Annotated in this window: 25 protein-coding genes; 11 read left to right on the forward strand and 14 right to left on the reverse strand. The window is 27.5% G+C overall.

Translation table 11 applies throughout. The features are described 5' to 3' along the window. Nucleotides 1–7 precede the first annotated feature (7 nt). The 4 genes from NL43_RS01590 to comA form a co-directional block, all read right to left on the reverse strand. On the reverse strand, nucleotides 8–502 hold the full coding sequence (locus tag NL43_RS01590; protein WP_069592271.1) for a TIGR00295 family protein: 495 nt from the start codon (nucleotides 500–502) through the stop codon (nucleotides 8–10). A gap of 68 nt (nucleotides 503–570) precedes the next feature. Then, on the reverse strand, nucleotides 571–1,110 hold the full coding sequence (tfe, locus tag NL43_RS01595; RefSeq protein WP_069592273.1) for a transcription factor E: 540 nt from the start codon (nucleotides 1,108–1,110) through the stop codon (nucleotides 571–573). Nucleotides 1,111–1,370: 260 nt separating this feature from the next. Then, entirely contained in the window at nucleotides 1,371–2,204 is an 834-nt protein-coding gene (locus tag NL43_RS01600) for a coenzyme F420-0:L-glutamate ligase (protein WP_241776194.1), read from the reverse strand. Between the two features lie 29 nt (nucleotides 2,205–2,233). Further along, nucleotides 2,234–2,992 carry a phosphosulfolactate synthase gene (gene comA / locus NL43_RS01605; RefSeq protein ID WP_069592277.1) on the reverse strand — a complete coding sequence of 253 codons (759 nt, stop codon included), beginning with the start codon at nucleotides 2,990–2,992 and terminating at the stop codon, nucleotides 2,234–2,236. Nucleotides 2,993–3,794: 802 nt separating this feature from the next. On the opposite strand from comA, the gene ftsZ reads away from it, so the two are divergent. The 11 genes from ftsZ to NL43_RS08335 all read left to right on the forward strand — a co-directional run bounded on the left by ftsZ (nucleotide 3,795) and on the right by NL43_RS08335 (nucleotide 14,040). Beyond that, on the forward strand, nucleotides 3,795–4,874 hold the full coding sequence (ftsZ, locus tag NL43_RS01610; protein WP_371325637.1) for a cell division protein FtsZ: 1,080 nt from the start codon (nucleotides 3,795–3,797) through the stop codon (nucleotides 4,872–4,874). A gap of 289 nt (nucleotides 4,875–5,163) precedes the next feature. Continuing rightward, nucleotides 5,164–5,349 carry a protein translocase SEC61 complex subunit gamma gene (locus NL43_RS01615; protein WP_069592281.1) on the forward strand — a complete coding sequence of 62 codons (186 nt, stop codon included), beginning with the start codon at nucleotides 5,164–5,166 and terminating at the stop codon, nucleotides 5,347–5,349. Nucleotides 5,350–5,469: 120 nt separating this feature from the next. Continuing rightward, complete coding sequence (locus NL43_RS01620; protein ID WP_069592283.1) at nucleotides 5,470–5,913, forward strand: transcription elongation factor Spt5; 444 nt, start codon at nucleotides 5,470–5,472, stop codon at nucleotides 5,911–5,913. Continuing rightward, nucleotides 5,913–6,395, forward strand: a complete 483-nt coding sequence (locus NL43_RS01625; protein ID WP_069592285.1) for a 50S ribosomal protein L11 — start codon at nucleotides 5,913–5,915, stop codon at nucleotides 6,393–6,395. The genes NL43_RS01620 and NL43_RS01625 overlap by 1 nt, the downstream gene beginning before the upstream one ends. A gap of 167 nt (nucleotides 6,396–6,562) precedes the next feature. Then, on the forward strand, nucleotides 6,563–7,201 hold the full coding sequence (locus tag NL43_RS01630; protein ID WP_069592287.1) for a 50S ribosomal protein L1: 639 nt from the start codon (nucleotides 6,563–6,565) through the stop codon (nucleotides 7,199–7,201). After that, a complete protein-coding gene (locus tag NL43_RS01635) occupies nucleotides 7,202–8,197 on the forward strand; it encodes a 50S ribosomal protein L10 (protein WP_069592288.1) in 996 nt (331 codons plus the stop codon). Nucleotides 8,198–8,328: 131 nt separating this feature from the next. Then, nucleotides 8,329–8,628, forward strand: coding sequence for a 50S ribosomal protein P1 (gene rpl12p, locus NL43_RS01640; protein WP_069592290.1), 300 nt, complete (start codon nucleotides 8,329–8,331; stop codon nucleotides 8,626–8,628). A gap of 269 nt (nucleotides 8,629–8,897) precedes the next feature. Beyond that, the gene (gene alaS / locus NL43_RS01645; RefSeq protein WP_069592292.1) at nucleotides 8,898–11,609 is read left to right on the forward strand and encodes an alanine--tRNA ligase; all 2,712 of its coding nucleotides are present in this window, start codon (nucleotides 8,898–8,900) and stop codon (nucleotides 11,607–11,609) included. Between the two features lie 173 nt (nucleotides 11,610–11,782). After that, a complete protein-coding gene (locus NL43_RS01650; RefSeq protein WP_069592294.1) occupies nucleotides 11,783–13,033 on the forward strand; it encodes a methanogenesis marker 16 metalloprotein in 1,251 nt (416 codons plus the stop codon). Nucleotides 13,034–13,107: 74 nt separating this feature from the next. Continuing rightward, nucleotides 13,108–13,788, forward strand: a complete 681-nt coding sequence (locus NL43_RS01655) for a TIGR02253 family HAD-type hydrolase (RefSeq protein WP_069592296.1) — start codon at nucleotides 13,108–13,110, stop codon at nucleotides 13,786–13,788. A gap of 75 nt (nucleotides 13,789–13,863) precedes the next feature. Beyond that, the gene (locus tag NL43_RS08335) at nucleotides 13,864–14,040 is read left to right on the forward strand and encodes a hypothetical protein (RefSeq protein ID WP_198923176.1); all 177 of its coding nucleotides are present in this window, start codon (nucleotides 13,864–13,866) and stop codon (nucleotides 14,038–14,040) included. On the opposite strand, the gene NL43_RS01660 is transcribed toward NL43_RS08335, so the two are convergent. The 10 genes from NL43_RS01660 to rrp41 form a co-directional block, all read right to left on the reverse strand. Beyond that, nucleotides 14,023–14,931, reverse strand: coding sequence for a PfkB family carbohydrate kinase (locus tag NL43_RS01660; RefSeq protein WP_069592298.1), 909 nt, complete (start codon nucleotides 14,929–14,931; stop codon nucleotides 14,023–14,025). The genes NL43_RS08335 and NL43_RS01660 overlap by 18 nt on opposite strands. Before the next feature lie 14 nt (nucleotides 14,932–14,945). After that, nucleotides 14,946–15,629 (reverse strand): HisA/HisF-related TIM barrel protein, encoded by a 684-nt coding sequence (locus NL43_RS01665; RefSeq protein WP_069592300.1) that lies wholly within the window; start codon nucleotides 15,627–15,629, stop codon nucleotides 14,946–14,948. A 12-nt stretch (nucleotides 15,630–15,641) separates the two neighbouring features. Continuing rightward, the gene (locus NL43_RS01670) at nucleotides 15,642–15,914 is read right to left on the reverse strand and encodes a DUF3194 domain-containing protein (RefSeq protein WP_069592301.1); all 273 of its coding nucleotides are present in this window, start codon (nucleotides 15,912–15,914) and stop codon (nucleotides 15,642–15,644) included. A 114-nt stretch (nucleotides 15,915–16,028) separates the two neighbouring features. Continuing rightward, complete coding sequence (locus NL43_RS01675) at nucleotides 16,029–16,370, reverse strand: prefoldin subunit beta (protein WP_371325636.1); 342 nt, start codon at nucleotides 16,368–16,370, stop codon at nucleotides 16,029–16,031. A gap of 102 nt (nucleotides 16,371–16,472) precedes the next feature. Beyond that, the gene (locus NL43_RS01680) at nucleotides 16,473–16,736 is read right to left on the reverse strand and encodes a KEOPS complex subunit Pcc1 (RefSeq protein ID WP_069592303.1); all 264 of its coding nucleotides are present in this window, start codon (nucleotides 16,734–16,736) and stop codon (nucleotides 16,473–16,475) included. Nucleotide 16,737: 1 nt separating this feature from the next. After that, entirely contained in the window at nucleotides 16,738–17,283 is a 546-nt protein-coding gene (locus NL43_RS01685; protein ID WP_069592305.1) for a hypothetical protein, read from the reverse strand. 97 nt (nucleotides 17,284–17,380) lie between these two features. Then, a complete protein-coding gene (locus tag NL43_RS01690) occupies nucleotides 17,381–17,512 on the reverse strand; it encodes a DNA-directed RNA polymerase subunit P (protein WP_069592306.1) in 132 nt (43 codons plus the stop codon). A gap of 2 nt (nucleotides 17,513–17,514) precedes the next feature. Continuing rightward, the gene (gene rpl37A / locus NL43_RS01695; protein ID WP_069592308.1) at nucleotides 17,515–17,784 is read right to left on the reverse strand and encodes a 50S ribosomal protein L37Ae; all 270 of its coding nucleotides are present in this window, start codon (nucleotides 17,782–17,784) and stop codon (nucleotides 17,515–17,517) included. Nucleotides 17,785–18,090: 306 nt separating this feature from the next. Then, nucleotides 18,091–18,891, reverse strand: a complete 801-nt coding sequence (rrp42, locus tag NL43_RS01700; protein ID WP_084790333.1) for an exosome complex protein Rrp42 — start codon at nucleotides 18,889–18,891, stop codon at nucleotides 18,091–18,093. Then, nucleotides 18,872–19,588, reverse strand: a complete 717-nt coding sequence (gene rrp41, locus NL43_RS01705) for an exosome complex exonuclease Rrp41 (protein WP_069592309.1) — start codon at nucleotides 19,586–19,588, stop codon at nucleotides 18,872–18,874. Before rrp41 ends, rrp42 begins: the two co-directional genes overlap by 20 nt.

Genomic DNA, 19,588 nt, shown 5'->3' on the forward strand with positions numbered 1-19,588 from the left:
AACACTCCTAATTGATAAGTTCATCATGTAATTTTATAAGACGATTAATAGAATCATTACTCATACCTTTATTGGTCCATTTCTTTATCACAAAATCTAAATCTACAAATTTAATGCCATGAACTAAATTATCTGCATGAGCCACTATTTTTTCTTCAAGAGTCTCTGGAATATAATTTCTAGGGGGTAATTCTAATTTTTTTGCTTCTAATGGTGTTATTCCAGCACCTATATGACGTTCAGTTATTTTACAAATGCGTTCATCTATATTTAATTCACGTAAAAGATCTGCTCCAATATACGCATGTTTAACACTAGATGTAACTGTTCTTCCAACATCGTGTAATTTAGCTCCAGCTTTTATGAGCTCTTTATCTATGTTATCGTAATGTTTTGTAATCTCTTGTGTTCGTTTATAAACTGTATTGGAATGATTTATAATATACTCAGAACATTCAAGTTCGTTATATATTCTATTAATTAATTTATCAATATTTTTCATGGTAAATCTCCGAAGTAATAATTAAATTCAATAAAAAAGAATATTATAAAAAAAGAAGGTGTTTAAGGTTATTCATTAACTGTGTATGATGATTCTAACTTTTTAAGATCGTTTATTATATCTGTGTTATCTTTAAATTCTAGTTTCTCATTGCATCTTGGACATATAAATTGGAAGTCAGTAGCTTCATCAAAGGGGTATCTACAACCATTAGGACATACAAAGAACATATTATTTTCTTCAAATTCTAATGATTCCTTAATTTCTTTATTATGGTGGTTGTATTGTTTTTCTAATATTTGTGCAGCTTTTCTAGAATCGAATCTCCAGTAATATGTGAACCATTGAGTTTCAGGATCTTTTTTTCTAGTATAATTAGCCATACCTACATCATAGAATTTGTATAAAATTTTTCTAACAAAATTTAGTTTAATGCCTGTAGCTTCAGCTATTTGTTCATCTGTAACTTCTGCTGTGAATAAACAATCTAATATTTTTTTACTGGTATCTGCATCATGAGTAAGTTCATATGCTAATTTTTTAACATTGTGTTCATTTAAGAATTTAGAATCATAATCAAATGTATATTTAACTTTTTTCCTAGCCATTATATTATCTCTCTTATTTTTATATATACTCATTCTAATAGTATGTTTCAATACTAATTAAAATAGCTTTTTTAAATCATTATATTTAATCATTGAATTTTTTTTATTTTTAATCTATTTTTAAATAGTATTAATTTTATAATGATTTTATTTTTATTTAGTTGAGTTTGTATACATTTAATAGTTTATTAAATGGAATTATTTCATAAGGTTAAAAAAAATAACTAATATATTATTATGTTATTACATATTATAAATACTTATTCAAAACGGATTAACACTGCAGGGATATGTGTTACAGTTTTTAACATATCATTTGTTATTTGATTATAATCAGTATCAAAAACATTTTGCATATTATATATAGTTTCAAAAAAATTTTCATTATTTTCTTTTTGACATTTTTCAGCAATAGTTCCTAGTTCAATTAATTTATATATATTGCACTTTATTGTAGATGCAAGAATAGTTGGACCTACTTTTTTAGAAAATATTTTTAGAAAGTAGCCAATTATACCTGTATTGTTTTTAATACTATTTAGGGATAATGGTATTGTTGTGAAGAGTTTTTCATGTATTTCATACGTAGCATCAGTATCTATTATTATAATATGCACATCTTTTCCACAGATTTCCTTAATATTCTTCTGAATTTTATGAGCACTTTTCATTGGATTTTCAGGTAGTAATGATACATATTGTCCTGGAACATTACTTAAATCAACTCCTGCTTCAGCAGTTGGTTGTAATGCATGCTTTAAACCATATTTCTCTAGAATAAATTGTTTATGAACTCTTGCTTCGGGAGGCATTTTTCTAAGATTATTAATTGTTCTTTTTTTATATTTTAGTAAAGGACCTAAAATGTAACCCCAAATGTATCTACCCCATAATTCTGTTAATATGTAAGCAAGAATTCCTGGGATGTATTGTGATTCATCTACTAAATTATTTTCTGCAGTTGAAATAGGTGTTTCACTAATAATAATATAATCATTATTTTCACAGACTTCAATTATGCCTTTTATTATTTTAGAATAACCTTCACCTGGTATAATATATTCTGTTTTTATAGGGATTGTTTTATAAGTCATATTCATAATTCTTAATATATATTATATAATTATACTTTTCCGAGAGTATCTCCTCTTAATCCTCGACGTAGTGTTTCAAGGGAAATTATGTCATTTGAATTAATATTTCCAAGATTCACTGTATTTCCTAGTTTGAGAATTAATGCTATTTGTTGATTTTTTTGAGGAGCTTCCCATAATAATTTTTCAGTTTTTGTTTTCATAGATATTTCATCTATTTCATCTAATTTAACATTACCATTTGAATCATAAATTCCAATATTTTTACCACTTTCACGACCTTCAATAATAACCATATCACTTCCTGCTTCTATGTCTTTATTTATAAGATTAATTCTTTGTTCAAGACTATATTCTTTGTCTTTTTCTGGATTTTTTTTACCGATTTCACTTAATGTATAGAAACCTAATTCTTTTGATTTTGTAATTAATTCTAATCTTTTTTCTGAAGAAATGGTAGTTGATCCATCAGATATTTCCACAGCATTAAAATTTAATTTATCTATTTCATTGAAATATTCGTCTATTTTGTCTTTTTTATTTGCTAATTCAAATAATGTTCCTCCAACATATGTTTTAATATTGTATGAATGGTATAATTCATTTTTATCTTTAATTATTTCTTGATTGTATAATATGGATGTACCCCATCCATATTTCAATAAATTAAAATAATCTCCAGTTAACTTTAGCATATCTTCAATATTATTATAACTCATGCCTTTATCTAATACCATGGTATTTGTATTTAAAGAACCTACATCATCTAAAAATTCAAAAGCTCTCATATTGTCTTCTCCATATTGTTTTTATAGAATAATTCATTAATTACTTATTACATTTTAATTTTTTATTATATTAATATATAAGTAACTTTGAATGTATTTTTTTTAAGATGGGGTGTTCTCCAAAAATAAATTCATTCAATAAATTTTTATTTATTTATATAATTAATGTATATGTTATTAGCACTTTAAAATTTAATTTTCAATTTCAAGAGTACTATTTCTGATTGAATGGTTTTATATTCTATATTTCATCTATTTCTATTCAAAATAAAATTTGGAATTATATTATAATATCATATTTATGACTTTTAGTTGTACTCTTGAGTAATATTTATTAATAGGCATTTGAAGATTAGTATAAATTATTTTATTAAATTCTCACAGTTTTATTTAAATAAGCAAGTTTTTATATATTTTATAAAACATAGAAATATATAATATAAATTTGATTATTTTAGAAAATAATATATTTTTAAAAAATAATATATCTTAAATTAATATTGTCAATTATGTTTAGTAATTATTTTGATGATATGGATTAGTGATTAACTGAGTTATTTAATCTCATACTTTAAATTAATTACTTACAATATCTACCAGTAGTTTTTAGAACTATTTACTAAAAAATATTTTTTTAATAATACAACATATAATAAAAAGATATTAAATAATTTAATAATAAATATAATATTAATAAGAACTGTTATTAATTACAACATAATAGTGAGGGTGTTAAGTGAAATCTCTAATAAATAATAGCTTAGATTCAGAAGCTAATAATAATTCAACAGAAAGACGCAACATATCTAATTCTAATGAAGAGGATATTAATCAAACATTATTACAATTTATAAATGAAAGTAGAGCAAAAATATTTGTTATAGGTGCTGGTGGAGCTGGAAATAACACTATTTCTCGTCTAGGTGAAATTGGTATTGAAGGTGCTGAAACAATATCTATAAACACTGATGCACAAGACTTATTCTACTGCAAATCTAAAGATAAAATATTAATTGGAAAAGAAACTTGTGGTGGACTAGGTGCTGGTGGAAGACCTGAAGTAGGAGAAGCTAGTGCTGAAGAAAGTGAAGAAGAAATAAAAAGAAGAGTAGATGGGGCTGACATGGTTTTTGTAACATGTGGTCTTGGTGGAGGAACAGGTACTGGATCTGCACCAGTAGTTAGTAGAATAGCACAAAAAAGTGGAGCATTAACTATTGCGGTAGTAACTATGCCATTTAGTGCAGAAGGAATTAAAAGAAGAGATAATGCTGAAAGAGGACTTGAAAAACTTCAAGAATCTGCAGATACAGTACTTGTAATTCCTAATGATAAATTATTAGAAGTAGCACCAAGTTTACCGATTAACAAAGCATTCATGGTTTCAGATGAATTATTAGGTAGAGCTGTAAAAGGAATCACTGAATTAATTACAAAACCAGGATTAGTAAGTCTTGATTTTGCAGATATTAAAAGTGTAATGAAAGATAGTGGAATGGCTATGATTGGTATGGGTGAATCTGATACTGGTGATAGGGCAGTAGAATCAGTTAATGAAGCTCTTAACAGCCCATTACTTGACTTAGATATATCTAATGCAAAAAGTGCTCTTGTTAATATAAGTGGTAGTAGTGATTTAACATTAAATGAAGCTGAAAAAATAGTACAAATAGTGGCAGATGAACTTGATCCTGAAGCAAATATTATTTGGGGTACACAAATAGAAGATGATCTTGCAAATACAGTTCGAACTACTATTGTTATTGCAGGTGTAAATTCTCCATCTATTATGGGTTCTAATGATTCACACAAAGAAAAAGCAAGGGGAGAAACACCAACACCGGACAATGATTTAGAAGAATTTATTGATGATGTATTCTAGACATCTTCAGTTATTTTTTTATTCATTTATTTTATTATTTTTTTAATAAGAAATTTATTATCAATATCCTCAGATTATTTTATCTAAAATTAAAGAATTAATTTATAATTTTTCAATTATATTCAAATAATAACCTATTTAAGATATACTTTGTTTTCCTGTTTTTTTTAAAAATAGTTAAATGGGGAAAATACAAAGCTTTATTAATATAGAAATTAATAAATTATATATGATCCCTAAACTTAGGTTTTAAATTTTCTCATTTTGAATTTTTAATGCAGGTAGTAATATGAATATAAACAAAGAATCAGTACGTGGTTTTTTAAAACAATGTGAAAGAGTTCTAAGAATTTCAAAAAAACCTGATAATGAAGAATATAAAACTGTATCTAAAGTTACAGGCATTGGAATTATCATAATTGGTGTAATTGGATTCATAATAGCACTATTATCACAAGTAATATTTTACTCTTAATTTTGTTTTATTAAATTACTAATAAATGAATAAATAATCGAAATATTATTGTTAAATAATATTTAAGAATACAATGAATAAGATATATAATATCTTTTGAACAAGGATAAAAGTGAAAATATGTTTTACGCAATGAGAGTAATTATTGGACAAGAAAAAAGTGTAGCTGCATTGTTAGCACAAAGTGTTAAACATGAAGATACTGGAATTTCTGCAATTCTATCTCCTGAGTCAATGCAAGGTTATATTTTTGTCGAATCTGATAAAGCATTAGATATGAGGCATCCTGCACTTAAGGTTCCTAACTTGAGAGGTTTAGTCGAAGGTGACGTGGATTTTGATGAGCTTAAATCATTTCTAAATCCTGAACCAGCAATGACCAATATTGCCAAAGGTAGTGTTGTTGAATTGACTTCAGGACCATTCAAAGGTGAAAAAGCAAAAGTAGTTAGACTTGATGAAGCTAAGGAAGACGTTGTTCTAGAATTAATAGAAGCAGCAGTTCCTATTCCTGTCACAGTAAAGGGTGACCAAATCAGATTAATACAAAAGGAGGCTGAATAGTGGCTAGTCAAACTATTGAAATCCTAGTGGAAGGTGGAAAAGCCACACCGGGACCACCTTTAGGTCCAGCTATAGGTCCATTAGGTATTAATATGATGCAAGTTGTTGAAGAAATCAATAAAAAAACTGCTGATTTTGATGGTATGAAAGTACCAGTAAAAATAACTGCAGACCTCGATACAAAAGAATTTGAAGTATCTATAGGTACACCACCTACAACTGCTTTAGTTCTTGATGAATTAGGTATCGAAAGTGGTTCTCATGAACCAGGTACTGAAGTAGCAGCTGATTTCTCAGTTGAACAAGCATTTAAAGTTGCAAGAATGAAATATGATGACTTACTTGCTAATGATTACAAACATGCAACAAAAGAAGTAATCGGTACATGTGTAAGTATGGGTATAAACGTTGAAGGTAAAGACGGACGTGAAACTCAAAAAGACATCGATAATGGAGATTATGATGAAGTATTTACACAATAAATACTTTAAATAATTTTTTATTTCATGAAGTAACATTTATTTATTTAATATTAATCAAACGATTAGGCTTTAAATATAAAAATTTTATACAATGTACATAGTACATAATTTATTTACACGTTGAACTAGATTTATGAATTTAAATCTTGTTCTTTGGAGGAAATTGAATGACACAAGTAATTGAAGAAGCAGTGAAGAAGGTTAAAGAAGAATCTAAACCGAGAAACTTCACACAGTCTATAGATGTGGTCATAACCATCAACGATTTAGACATAAATAAACCAGAAAACCGTTTAGATGAAGAAGTGCTTCTCCCTAATGGACGTGGAAAAGATATTAAAATTGCAGTTATTGCTGAAGGTGAATTAGCTTACCAAGCAGAACAAGCAGGCGCAGATATCGTAATTAACAAAGAAAAATTAGAAGAATATGGTAAAAACAGACCAGAAGCTAAAAAATTAGCAAATTCTTATGATTTCTTTGTAGCACAAACTGATTTAATGCCAACTGTTGGTAGATTCTTAGGTCCAGTATTAGGTCCAAGGAAAAAAATGCCTAAACCAATTCCAGCAAGTGCAAATCCAGAAGTTATATTAGGAAGACTTAGAAGTACTATAAAAATAAGAGTGAAAGACCAACCTATTATACAATCTATTGTAGGATCAGAAAATATGACTGAAGCAGAAGTTGCTGAAAATATCGATGCTATAATGGATGTACTTGATCGTAAATTAGAAAAAGGTTCTAAACAGATCAAATCAATGTATTTAAAAACTACAATGGGACCTGTAACGAGGGTGATCTAGATGAATCACGTTGCAGATTGGAAAAAAGAAAAAGTAGCTGAATTAGAAGATTTAACTAATGCTCATGAAATAGTTGGTATTGTAAACTTAGCTGATATTCCAGCAAAACAATTACAAACTATGAGAAAATCTTTAGGTGATAAAGCAATTTTAAAAATGTCACGTAAAAACTTTATTAAAATTGCATTAGAAAACGCTGAAAAAGAGGTAGTTGAAGATTTAAGCAACTACCTCGAAGGTCAACCAGCAATGGTCTTCACAGAAACAAATCCTTTCAAACTATTTAAAATATTAGAAGATAGTAAAACGGAAGCTCCAGCAAAAGCTGGAAGTATAGCTCCAGCGGATATCGTAGTTCCAGCAGGAGATACATCTTTCCCACCAGGTCCAATTCTTGGTGAATTACAACAAGCAGGTATTCCTGCAAAAATTGATAAAGGAAAAATTGTTGTAACAGACGACGCTACTGTTGTTGAAGAAGGCAATGAAATTCCTAAAAACGTTGCAGATATCTTAACAAAACTTGAAATTCACCCTATGGAAGTGGGAATAGATCTACTAGCAGTTTGTGAAGGAGACACAATATATACCGCTGATGTTTTAGCAATTGATGAAGAAGAAACTATTCAAATTATTGCAACAGCATATCAAAGTGCACTTAACTTATCAGTTTATGCAGGTATATACAACAGCGAATCTACCCCTGTAATTATACAAAATGCAGCTAGAGACGCATTAAACTTAGCTATAAATGCTAATATATTAACTTCTGAAACAACTGATAAAATATTATCTAAAGCTTACTTACAAATGTTAGCAGTAGCAGGTAAATTATCTGCAGAAGCATTAGATGATGAACTTAATGAAAAATTAAGTTCTCAAGCTACAGCAGCTCCTGCAGCAGCTCCTGTTGAAGATAATACAGAAGAACCTGAAGAGGAAGAAGAAGAGGAAGAAGCACCTGCAGCAGCAGGTCTTGGAGCTCTCTTTGGATAGACTTTAAAGGTACTAGTAAAACGGAAACTAACTAATCTTGAAAGCAATTTGAGATTATATTTATAAAAAATTAAAAAGATAAATTGTATTTATTAAAATACATATAAATTAAATTAAAAAGGTGTATTAACATGGAATACGTATACGCAGCATTATTATTAAACGCAACTGAAAAAGATATTAACGAAGAAAATGTTACAGCTGTATTATCTGCAGCTGGAGTAGAAGTAGATGACGCAAGAGTAAAAGCTTTAATCGCATCATTAGAAGATGTAGATATTGAAGAAGCAATCGCAACAGCAGCAGTAGCAGCTCCTGCAGCAGCTGCAGCACCTGTAGCAGAAGAAGCAGCTGAAGAAGAAGTTGTTGAAGAAGAAGAGGAAGAAGAAGAAGAAGCAGCAGCAGCTGGATTAGGTGCTCTCTTCGGATAAGTAATTTATCCTTTCTTTCTTTTTAATTTTTTTTATTAATTTCTAATTTTATTTTATAGAGTATTTTTTTGTCAATAGTATATTTTTTTTTATTCTATATTTACGCTATTTTTATCTTATTTTCATGATTTATGATTACTTTTTTATATTATAACGAAGAGAAATTTAATCATAATAAATAAATATAAAAATTAATTATGTTTATTTCAATTATTTAAAATAATTAATATATAATTTATTTTCAAAAAAATTATTTAAGTGAATTTTTTATGACTTATGAACTTGAACAATTAGGATATAAGAAACAAGTCTGTCAAAAATGTGGAAATACTTTCTGGTCTATTCGTGAAAGATCAACGTGTGGAGATGCTCCATGTGATGAATATGAATTTATTGGAAATCCAGTGACAGATAAGCAATATGATTTAATGGGAATACAAAAGAAATTTAAAGGTTTCTTTAAAGATCATGGTCATACTCCAATAGACAGATATCCTGTTTTAGCTAAACGATGGAGAAATGATGTATTTCTTGTAGGAGCTACAATTTATGATTTCCAACCATGGGTAACTAGTGGTATGGTAAGACCTCCTGCAAATCCTTTGACTATTGCGCAACCGTCTATTCGATTGAACGATGTAGATAATGTGGGAAGAACTGGAAGACATATGACTTGTTTTACTATGGGTGCACATCATGCATTTAACAGTGTAGAAAATGATGTATACTGGAAAAATGAAACATTAAGGTATTGTCATGACTTTTTAGTAAGTATTGGAATCAATCCTGAAGAAATTACTTATATTGAATCCTGGTGGAAAGGAGGGGGTAATGAAGGTCCTTCATTTGAAATATGTGCTCATGGAGTAGAACTTGCCACATTAGTTTTTATTCAATATGCAACAACAAAAGATGGTCTTAAAGAAATACCTTTAAGAATTGTGGATACAGGTTACGGTTTAGAACGAATTGCATGGGTAAGTCAAGGAACACCAACAGCTTATGATGCAACATTTGGTCCTGTTATTAATAAATTAACTGATATAAGTGGAGTTGAATTAGATACTGAAATTTTATCAGAAAATGCTCGTATTGCAGGTATGATGGATATTGAAGATATATCTGATTTAAAACTTTTACGTAAAAAAGTAGCTGATAAATTATCTTTAGATCCTGATGTACTTAAAAAAGCAACTGATCCAATGGAAGCAATTTACATTGTTGCAGATCATACTAGATGTTTAAGTTTCATGTTAGCTGATGGAATTATTCCATCAAATGTAAAAGAAGGTTATCTTGCAAGATTAGTTCTAAGACGTACAGTTAAATATATGAATGAATTAGGTCTTAATGAATCATTATCGGATATAATGAAAATGCAAGTAGATTTCTTATCAAAAACATATCCTGAGATAAATGATAATAAAGAGCATATAATTAATATAACTGATTTAGAAGAAGAAAGATATCATACAACTTTAAGAAAAGGGGAAAATCTTGTAAAAAGATCAATTAAAACTCTTAAAAAGGAAAATAAAACATCTTTTCCTAATGATATGTTAATTAATTTCTATGATTCTCATGGTATACCTCCAGAAACAGTAGAATCTATATCTAATGAAAATGATTTTGATGCAAATATACCAGATAACTTTTATACTCAAATAGCAGCTGCTCATGAAGAAGAAGTTGATGAAGAAAAAGAACAATTAGAACTTGATTTTCCTAAAACAAAATTATTATTTTATGATAATTTAAAACAAAGAGAATTCACAGCAAATGTACTAGGAGTAGTTGATTCTAATAAAATTATTCTTGATCAAACAATATACTATCCAGAAGGTGGAGGACAACCATCTGATGAAGGTACTATAACACGAAAAGATGGTACAATATTAAACATAATATATGCTGAGAAAATTGATGATATAGTATTACATCATGTAGCCAAAGAAGACATATCTAAATTAGAAAATATTGTTGGTGAAGAAATTAATGGTGAAATTGATGCATTACGTAGAGATTTACTGACTAGAAACCATACAGCTACACATATAGTAATTTCATCTGCTAGAAAAGTTCTTGGAAAACATATTTGGCAAGCAGGTGCACAAAAAGGACTTGATAAAACAAGAATTGATTTATCTCATTATAAACGAGTAAGTCATGAAGAACTTCAACAAATTGAAGCACTAGCTAATAAAAGAGTTCAAGAAAACTATCCTGTTAACATAAAATGGTATGATAGGACTGATGCTGAACGTAAATATGGGTTTAGATTATATCAGGGAGGAATAGTTCCAGGTAAAAATATACGTGTAGTGGAAATTCCAGGTATTGATGTAGAAGCATGTGCAGGAACGCACTGTGAAAGTACTGGTGAAATAGGGGTAATTAAATTACTAAGAACTGAAAGAGTACAAGATGGTGTTGAAAGATTAGAATATGCAGTATCTGATTCTGGAGTTAAAAAAATACAAGAAACTGATGATATTTTAAAAGATAGTAGTGAAATATTTGGAGTAGATGCTGAACAATTACCAAAAACATGTAATAGATTCTTTACAGAATGGAAAGAACAACAAAAAACTATTAAATCACTTGAAAAACAATTAGCAGAAGCTAAAATATTTTTACTTAAAAATGATGTTGAAGAGATTAATGGTTATAAAATAATTACACAAGTATTAGATGTAGAACCTGGTCAATTAAGAGAAATTGCTATTAATTTAGTTGAAAAAGATGAAATTGCTGATATTGCAATTGTAATTAATAATAATGGTAATATTGTAGCATCATCTAATGATAAAATACTTGATAGGGGTATGAAAATGGGTGATGTAATTAATGATATTGGTAAATTCCTTGGAGGTAGGGGTGGAGGAAAACCTACACTTGCACAAGGAGCAAAAATGACAAATCTTGATAAACAAGATGATGCATTTAATGCGATAAAAGATCAAATTAGAAGTTGGAATTAATTTTTTTCAACATTTATTTTTTTTAATTTTTTTATAATACACTAAATATAATAAAAAGTATAAGTAATTAAATTCTATTTTAAGTTTTTCAATTTAATTATTTAAACTACAAGTGAAGCTATTTTTTAGAAAAAAACTTAGCTTTGTGTTATACATATAGTAAGAGTGGAAATATGACAAAAACTTTAGAAGATATTCAGAAGAAATTAGATTCAGGAGATGCAATAGTTTTAACTGCTGAAGAACTTAAAACTAAATTAAGAAATGATGAAGAAGTTACATTAGATGATGTTGATGTTGTAACTTGTGGTACTAGTGGAGTTATGTCTGGTACAACAGCATTATTCCATATTCAGGTAACAGAACCTGGAGCATTTAATAAAGCAAAAGAAGTCTATCTCAATGGAATACCTGCATATCCTGGACCTTGTCCTAATGAATTATTAGGGTCTGTTGATGTAATATTATATGGTACTAATCATAGTGAAACTATTGATGAATATGGTGGTGGATTTTTAATAAAAGATTTGCTTTCAGGTAAAGAAATTGAAGTAAAAATTGTGGATATAGAGAATAATGAATTTACTAAAAGAATTACATTAAATGAAATTCCTTATGCTAGGATGATTGGTACAAGAATGGCATTTAAAAATTATAATTCATTCACAAATCCTCAACCAGGAGCACAAAAATCAATATTCAACGTTTCACCAATGGAAGGACCATATAATTCATATTCTTTTTCAGGATGTGGGGATGTCAATCCATTAGCTAATGATCCAGAACAAGCTGTTATAGGACCTGAAACAAAAATATTATTAAATGGTGCTCAAGGAGTAATTATTGATAATGGTACTAGAAGTTCTTCAGAAAAGCCAAACCTATTATTAACTGCAGATATAAAAGATATGAATTCATATTATGTTGGTGGTTATAAAACAGGTATGGGTCCTGAAGTATTTGATTCTGTAGCAATACCAATACCCGTACTTAATGAAGATATTTTAAATAACTTGAAAGTACTTAATAAGGATATTCAATTACCTGTATGTGATATTCATGGAAGACATTTACCAATAGATACTGTAGATTATACTATGTGGGATGGGGATATAGAATATAGACCTACAGTAGATGTATCTAAATGTTTTAATTGTATTCCATGTCTTCCAAATATTTATTGTCCTGTAAATGCATATAGTAAAGATAAAACAATTGATACAGAATTATGTTATGGGTGTGGATATTGTGCAACTGTATGTCCAAGAGGTGTTCCTAGTATTAAAATGGGATCTATAAAGATTGAATCTGAAGATAAAGAAAGAAATATTCCTGTAACTTGTAGGCAATCGGATAAAAAACGTGCAATGGAAATAGCTGATGAACTTAAGAAAGCAATACTGGATGGTTCATTTAAATTATAATCTCCTTTTTCATTCTTTTTTTTATTTTTTTAATCAATGTTTATATATAAATTAAAAATTATAATATATAATATATGATTCGAGCAGTATTTTTTGATATGGATGATACATTATATGATACATCAGGATTTGCAGCTATTGCACGTAGGGCTGCAGTTAAATCAATGGTTCATAATGGACTTAAATGTACTGAAGATGAAGGTTATGAATGTTTAATGGAAATTATCAAAGAAAAAGGTTCTAATTATAATAAACATTTTAATATTTTAACAAAGAAGATTAATGGTGAAGAAGATCCCTTAATTATAGTAAATGGGATAATTACATATCATAATACAAAATTTGCTATGTTAAAATTAGAACCGGAATGTTTTTCAATTTTATTATATTTGAAAAGTAAGGGATATAAGGTTGGACTCATAACTAATGGAAAGGAAATAAAACAATGGGAAAAATTAGTACGATTAGGAGTATATCCTTTTTTTGATGTTGTTGTTACATCAGAATCTGTTGGTGTAGAAAAACCTGATGCAAAAATATTTGAAATAGCTATGGAAAAATTAGGTGTGACTGAAGGAACATCATTGATGATTGGAAATAATTTTGATGTAGATATTATGGGTGCATATAATGCAGGTATTCAAAGTATGTTAATTAATTCAAAAATAACTGAAAATCAACAAAAAAAGTTAGATGAATTAAATTATCATGTTAAAGAATTAAATTCATTAATTAGTTTAATGAATATATTATAATTGGTAAATGATATGTTGTTTTGATATAAATATATTATAATTTCGTAAATTTAGTAATTTTGATGGAGGTTGTGTATGGTACAATCAGTAGTTATATTTTCTGAAATTATTCCAACAATTTTAGCTGTAAGTGGTTTATATTTCTTATTTTCAGGAGTTTTAGATAATAAGCGAACATATACTATTGCTGGAATTGGATTATTTGTTTTAGCAGTTTTTGTTCCATTTCTCATATTAGGTAGTATTATTTAATCTTTCTTTAAATTCTTTTTCAATTATTTTTTTATTTATTTTTAAAGGTCCTTTATTTTCTAATTTATATTTCGCGGTTATTGATGCAAAGAGTCCTCTTTCATATATTGATTTTGTATCTTGTTTTTTGGATATATATGCAGCTATGTATGTATCTCCAAGTCCTGTGGGATCAATCATTTTTTTGGTTTTTATTGCAGGAATATGTATTTTTTTATTTTGTGTATATATGTCTGAACCTTGTTCTGCTTTTGTCATGATTAATGTTTTAAGAGAATATTTCTTTATTATTTTTTTTATAGTATTTTTTGTCAAGGTATCTATTTTAAATGCTTGTTTCATTTCATTCTGGTCTAATGAAAGTATATCTGTGTATTTTAAGTATTTTTCTTTGTTTTTCCATTCTTGTTCTATTATGTTATTTTGAGTATCTGTTGAACGAAGGTATCCTTGGGCTACAAGGACTGTTTCAATGTTTTTTTCTTTGAAGTAGGCTATTGTTTCGGGAGGTATATCTCTTGTGGATAATGGTGAAAAGAGGACTGTGTTGTATTGTTGTATGTTTATTTTTGTTTGTTGGATATCATGAGGTGTTATTGTATTATTAGGTATTTTTGCTTTTTGTGTTCTTTGCATATTTTCTGAGTATATGTTTGTGTATTCCATAGTTTGTTGTTTTTTGATTATTTTGACTTTTTTGGTATTTGGAAATTTTTTAACTAATTCTAAATCATTTTCACCTAATGTAATTATTGAATTTGCTTGTTTATTTAATTGATGAAATGTCCATGACTGGTAGAATGTTGCACCACCAATTTGTGTATATGTATTATCTTTTGTAATTATAGTATCTTTAGTTATGGGACCTATAGTAAGTAAATTATCTTTCATAATTTTTTCCTTTTTTATAAATTATATTTTAGATTACCTTCATGTAAAATTGTGCCAATAAGAAAATGATTAATATTTTGTTTTTGGTATTTTTTTATAGCGGTATTTGTTATTCCACCAGCTATGATATGTTGAGTATATGGTGTTTCGTTAATAATTTTTTTAATTAGTTCAGATGATTGCTGTTGTTTTGTACCTACTTGGGTAATATTAAGGATTATTGTATATTTAGGTTTTATATTATTAATTAGTTGTATTATATTTTCAACATTAATTGCATTATTCTTTGAAAGAATTTCATTATTTTTAATATCTATACTTATAAGTAGGTGTTTTCTATCTATTTTTTTAAAAATTTTCATAGTTGTACTTATATTAGTCATAGTTTCAGTAGCTAATATAGAGTAAGTACTAATTTTTTGATTATTTTCAACATCTTTAATGTTTGAAATTCCATTATCTAGTAAAACTGGAATGACTTCATTAATTGATGATATAAGTGAATCATTGTTTCCATTATTCTCTATTTTATCTAAATCTGCAATGTATAATAGTTTAGCACCTTTTTTTTTAAGATTAATTGCTATTTCAAGAGGAGTATTACCATATATACTATTAAGATGTTTGTATGTGGATCTATGTCCTGATTTTCCACTAACACAGTCATTATTCATAATATCCATAACGGGAATAATCATAAAAACACAAGCTTATATTTTATTATTTCTTTCTTCTACGTACTTGTCAACTTCTTTTAAACTTATTTCAATAGCATCATCTGCAAAAGTTTCAGGTAATTCTAAATCAGAATCTAATTCAATATTTATATCAATATTGAAACTATCACTACTATTGTTTAAATTAATAGTAATGTTAATATCTTCAAATTCTTTTTTATTAACTTTCTTTAAAATATATTTTTCAGCACTGTTATAAGCTAAATCTATAATCTCTTGAATTTCAGTTTCAGTTAATGGTATCATATTAAATAATCTCCTATGATATTTTTATAAAATTAGTAAAATCATAAATATTTTTTTTTAAGTAAAAATGGTGGTTAAAATAAAATTAATTAATAGAAGAATTATTTCTTCTATTTATTGTTGCATTTGGTTCATAGCACTTTGAAGATTTGCTTGTAGTTCTTCAAGTTTGCTAGTCACACGTTTTTCTTGTTTTTCTATTGTTTTCTGTCTAATTTCAAGCATTTCAATACTGTCTTTTAAATTAGCTTCAGAATCAGATTTTGTTGTTTTTATAAGAAGTGGGCCTGCTGTTTTATATACATCTTGGTCATCGGATGTTTTTGATAATTCATCTAAAGCTTTTTTAGATTCGTTAATTTGTAAAGTCACAGTTTGTTTTTGCATAGCAATAGCTTGTGCTTGTTGTTGAACATCTTGAAATTGATTTAATTGTTCTTGAATGTTTTGTTGCATATCCATTTTATCACCTAATCTTTTTTTTTTATTTTAATAAAATAAATCTAAATTTCATTCTTGTATAATAAATAATAATATAATATATCTCTCATCTACTTTTTATATTTTTAATATTTCTGTGGATAAATTAATCCACCTAATATAAGAATTAATAGAAGCACGTAATGAAACAACATCTTTAGAATTAATTTTAATAATAATACTTTTTCCTTTTAATGTCATGATAGTCTTAGATCTATCATTATTTTCAAAGGATAATTCTGGTGATATTGAATTATAAATAATTTCTGCTTCATTAGTATTATCTAATTCAACTTCAAATATTGTTTCAATATTTTTTAATATATTATTTTTATTTTTCAATTTAATCACAAAGCTGTTTATTTATTTTATAATTTTTAACATATATTTTATATTGTGTATCTAAACCTTTTTTATCAAAAAAGGTAATAATTGCTTTATTATGTTTATTAGTTGTTTCATTAATATCTTGGATATTTACATAATTTTTTTTAATTTTTTCAGTAGGTTTAATTTGTGTGAAAAAATTATTTAATTCATTTAACGCTTTTGATTTATTAATAAATGTAATCTCATCATAGTTTACTTGGATTTTGTTCTTATTTGTTGCTAAAGAAACATTTATGTAAATACTAATTTCAGGATTTTCAATATCTTTTTTGATATTATAAATATTAATACTACTTGGATTACCTTTTGTTTCAGTTATAACAATTAATAGTGAATTTTCTTCAGGTACTTGGTTAATTATTTTTTTAAAACTAGATTTTCCTCTATTTATATAAACTGCATTAAAATAGTGTTTAAGGAATTGGACAAATCGTCTAGTAATTTGGGATGGTTTTCTACTAGTTGTAAGTATTATATCTGATTTTATTGTAAATATCATTGTAATACCTCTTTGATTAAATAATCTAATTAAAAATAGTGAATTAATAAAATTAAATAATAAAGGGTATATTACCCTTTATAAAAATAGTAAACTATTATCGAGCTTTTACAGTACGTTTAACAACAGGAACTTCTTTAAATAAAATTCTGTATCTGCATTTAGGACATTTTGATTCTGAATATTTTTTAATATCAACTGTTTGTCCACAATTAATGCATTTGTACATGCTTATTCTCCTCCAGTAATACGTTTAATGTTACGTTTTGCAACTTTTCCCATTGGTGTTGTAGGAATGTATGCTCCACCAGTAAATACATTACCGCATTTTTTACATTTCCATATACCTGCATGTGTTCTTTTTACACCAGGTCTATCACATCTAGGACAAATGTGTTTTGCATGCATTTTATCTTCAACAGCTTTAACTGTTCTTTTAGCTTTTCTACCATATCTAGCACCAAAACGACCAGTAGATCCTACTTTACTTTTTCTTACCATTTTTTCACCTTCCGTTAAGTTAATATTAAAAAATATCATATTATCTTTCTATAATACTCTAAATATTTATTGAAGATAATAACCTAATTGAGATTTAATTATATAACAAAAACCTATAAAATGTTATTTTAATTATTACTCATTCATGTATTCATTAACTAAAAAAGTAACAGCAAATAACTGTACTTCTAATAATTAGCTTTAAAAATAATATTATTTCGGAATTATACTAATAGACACCTAAAATCTATTATCCTTATAATATAACTATATAATATTTTTAGTCATCATATAATATAAAGTTTATTATTTTATCTTATTAATTATTGAAAATAATTGTTTTGATCTGGCTCGTGCAATGGTCATGGTTTTCATAACTTCTTGGAGGGTCATAGTATTCAAACCACATTTTTGAATAGCACATAAACTACCATCTTCTCTAAAACCAATGGAAATACTTGAATCCATTAAAGATTCTTCTGCAGACATGGGATCAACGATTAATTTATCATTAATTTTTACAATGGTACAGAGAATACTCTTATTTTTAATGGGTAATTTTGTTAAATTATCTTCATCAATAGTTAATTCATCATTTACACTAGTGGCAGTAGGAATTTTTGTTGTTAATAGGGCAGCTACCGCACCAAGGCATGCTGCATCCATAATATTACCATCAAAATCGATTATATCTATATCTATATGCAATTTCCAAACTTTACTACCTTCAACAATACATAGTTGTTCTAAGTCAATAAGTGGTGATTCACGTATAGCTCGGTCAACAACTCTAGAAATTTCAACAGCAAATTTATTTGGTGGTCCATATTCAAAATTACGACTTGCAAGGACTAATAATTCGGTATTGGTTATAATAATTCCTTTGTCTGGTGTATTATTAAAAGGGGTGGTTAATTGTGCTTTAATTCCAGCAACAACTGTTGTATTGCCTATGGATACCATTGCAGAACCATCCGCTTTTCCAATATAATCTGTTTTTATAGAAATTGGTCTATATTCCGTGAATTTTCTATTATCAATTCGTGTACCTTGGTTCAATAAATCAAATATCTTTTCCTTAGATATTTCAGATATTATATTTACCACTTGTATTTCCTCCATATTTATTAAGTAATGTTTGTTGTTGTAATTGATTAATATAATAACAGCCATCATAAGCTAATTGTAATGCATTTTCAAATTCTACATCACTAAGGTGACCATCCATTTGTAGAAATGTAATTTCACCAGTTCTTGGCATAATTGCAACAGGCATATCTGCTTGTCCTGTTTGATCTTCTTCTTCTGATAAATCAAGAACTATATGGTCATCTATTTTGCCTACAGCACAAGCACTTATCAAGTCTTTCATAGGAATTTCAGCGTCAGCTAAGGCTAAGCTAGCTCCAACTATACTTAAACATCTAGTTCCACCTTCGGCTTCAAGAACTTCTATGGAAATATCTATAGATGCTCTTGGATATTTTTCAAGAAAAATACTTGGAGTTATAGCTTCAGATATTAATTTTGATATTTCAGTAGATCTACGATCAGGTCCTGGTCTTTTTCTTTCTTTCACAGAAAATGGAGCCATATTATATTTACAACGTAATACTGCACCATCTGGTTTCGAATGTTTTTTGGAATGTAATTCACGTGGACCATAAACTCCGACTAATATTTTATTATGACCACATTCAATATATGCTGAACCATCAGCATTATTAAGAATACCTACTTCCATTTTCATATTTCTAAGAGAATTATATGTTCGCCCATCTTTTCTTGTATATTGATTATTCAC

Source organism: Methanosphaera sp. WGK6, from assembly GCF_001729965.1.
Classification (GTDB): domain Archaea; phylum Methanobacteriota; class Methanobacteria; order Methanobacteriales; family Methanobacteriaceae; genus Methanosphaera.

What these genes read in the sequence shown, in the direction of transcription:
- NL43_RS01590 (WP_069592271.1), bottom strand. Translation starts at nt 502, where the DNA reads ATGAAAAATATTGATAAATTAATTAATAGAATATATAACGAACTTGAA.
- tfe (WP_069592273.1), bottom strand. Translation starts at nt 1,110, where the DNA reads ATGGCTAGGAAAAAAGTTAAATATACATTTGATTATGATTCTAAATTC.
- NL43_RS01600 (WP_241776194.1), bottom strand. Translation starts at nt 2,204, where the DNA reads ATGACTTATAAAACAATCCCTATAAAAACAGAATATATTATACCAGGT.
- comA (WP_069592277.1), bottom strand. Translation starts at nt 2,992, where the DNA reads ATGAGAGCTTTTGAATTTTTAGATGATGTAGGTTCTTTAAATACAAAT.
- NL43_RS01615 (WP_069592281.1), top strand. Translation starts at nt 5,164, where the DNA reads ATGAATATAAACAAAGAATCAGTACGTGGTTTTTTAAAACAATGTGAA.
- NL43_RS01620 (WP_069592283.1), top strand. Translation starts at nt 5,470, where the DNA reads ATGTTTTACGCAATGAGAGTAATTATTGGACAAGAAAAAAGTGTAGCT.
- NL43_RS01630 (WP_069592287.1), top strand. Translation starts at nt 6,563, where the DNA reads ATGACACAAGTAATTGAAGAAGCAGTGAAGAAGGTTAAAGAAGAATCT.
- NL43_RS01635 (WP_069592288.1), top strand. Translation starts at nt 7,202, where the DNA reads ATGAATCACGTTGCAGATTGGAAAAAAGAAAAAGTAGCTGAATTAGAA.
- rpl12p (WP_069592290.1), top strand. Translation starts at nt 8,329, where the DNA reads ATGGAATACGTATACGCAGCATTATTATTAAACGCAACTGAAAAAGAT.
- alaS (WP_069592292.1), top strand. Translation starts at nt 8,898, where the DNA reads ATGACTTATGAACTTGAACAATTAGGATATAAGAAACAAGTCTGTCAA.
- NL43_RS01650 (WP_069592294.1), top strand. Translation starts at nt 11,783, where the DNA reads ATGACAAAAACTTTAGAAGATATTCAGAAGAAATTAGATTCAGGAGAT.
- NL43_RS01655 (WP_069592296.1), top strand. Translation starts at nt 13,108, where the DNA reads ATGATTCGAGCAGTATTTTTTGATATGGATGATACATTATATGATACA.
- NL43_RS08335 (WP_198923176.1), top strand. Translation starts at nt 13,864, where the DNA reads ATGGTACAATCAGTAGTTATATTTTCTGAAATTATTCCAACAATTTTA.
- NL43_RS01660 (WP_069592298.1), bottom strand. Translation starts at nt 14,931, where the DNA reads ATGAAAGATAATTTACTTACTATAGGTCCCATAACTAAAGATACTATA.
- NL43_RS01665 (WP_069592300.1), bottom strand. Translation starts at nt 15,629, where the DNA reads ATGATTATTCCCGTTATGGATATTATGAATAATGACTGTGTTAGTGGA.
- NL43_RS01670 (WP_069592301.1), bottom strand. Translation starts at nt 15,914, where the DNA reads ATGATACCATTAACTGAAACTGAAATTCAAGAGATTATAGATTTAGCT.
- NL43_RS01675 (WP_371325636.1), bottom strand. Translation starts at nt 16,370, where the DNA reads ATGCAACAAAACATTCAAGAACAATTAAATCAATTTCAAGATGTTCAA.
- NL43_RS01685 (WP_069592305.1), bottom strand. Translation starts at nt 17,283, where the DNA reads ATGATATTTACAATAAAATCAGATATAATACTTACAACTAGTAGAAAA.
- NL43_RS01690 (WP_069592306.1), bottom strand. Translation starts at nt 17,512, where the DNA reads ATGTACAAATGCATTAATTGTGGACAAACAGTTGATATTAAAAAATAT.
- rpl37A (WP_069592308.1), bottom strand. Translation starts at nt 17,784, where the DNA reads ATGGTAAGAAAAAGTAAAGTAGGATCTACTGGTCGTTTTGGTGCTAGA.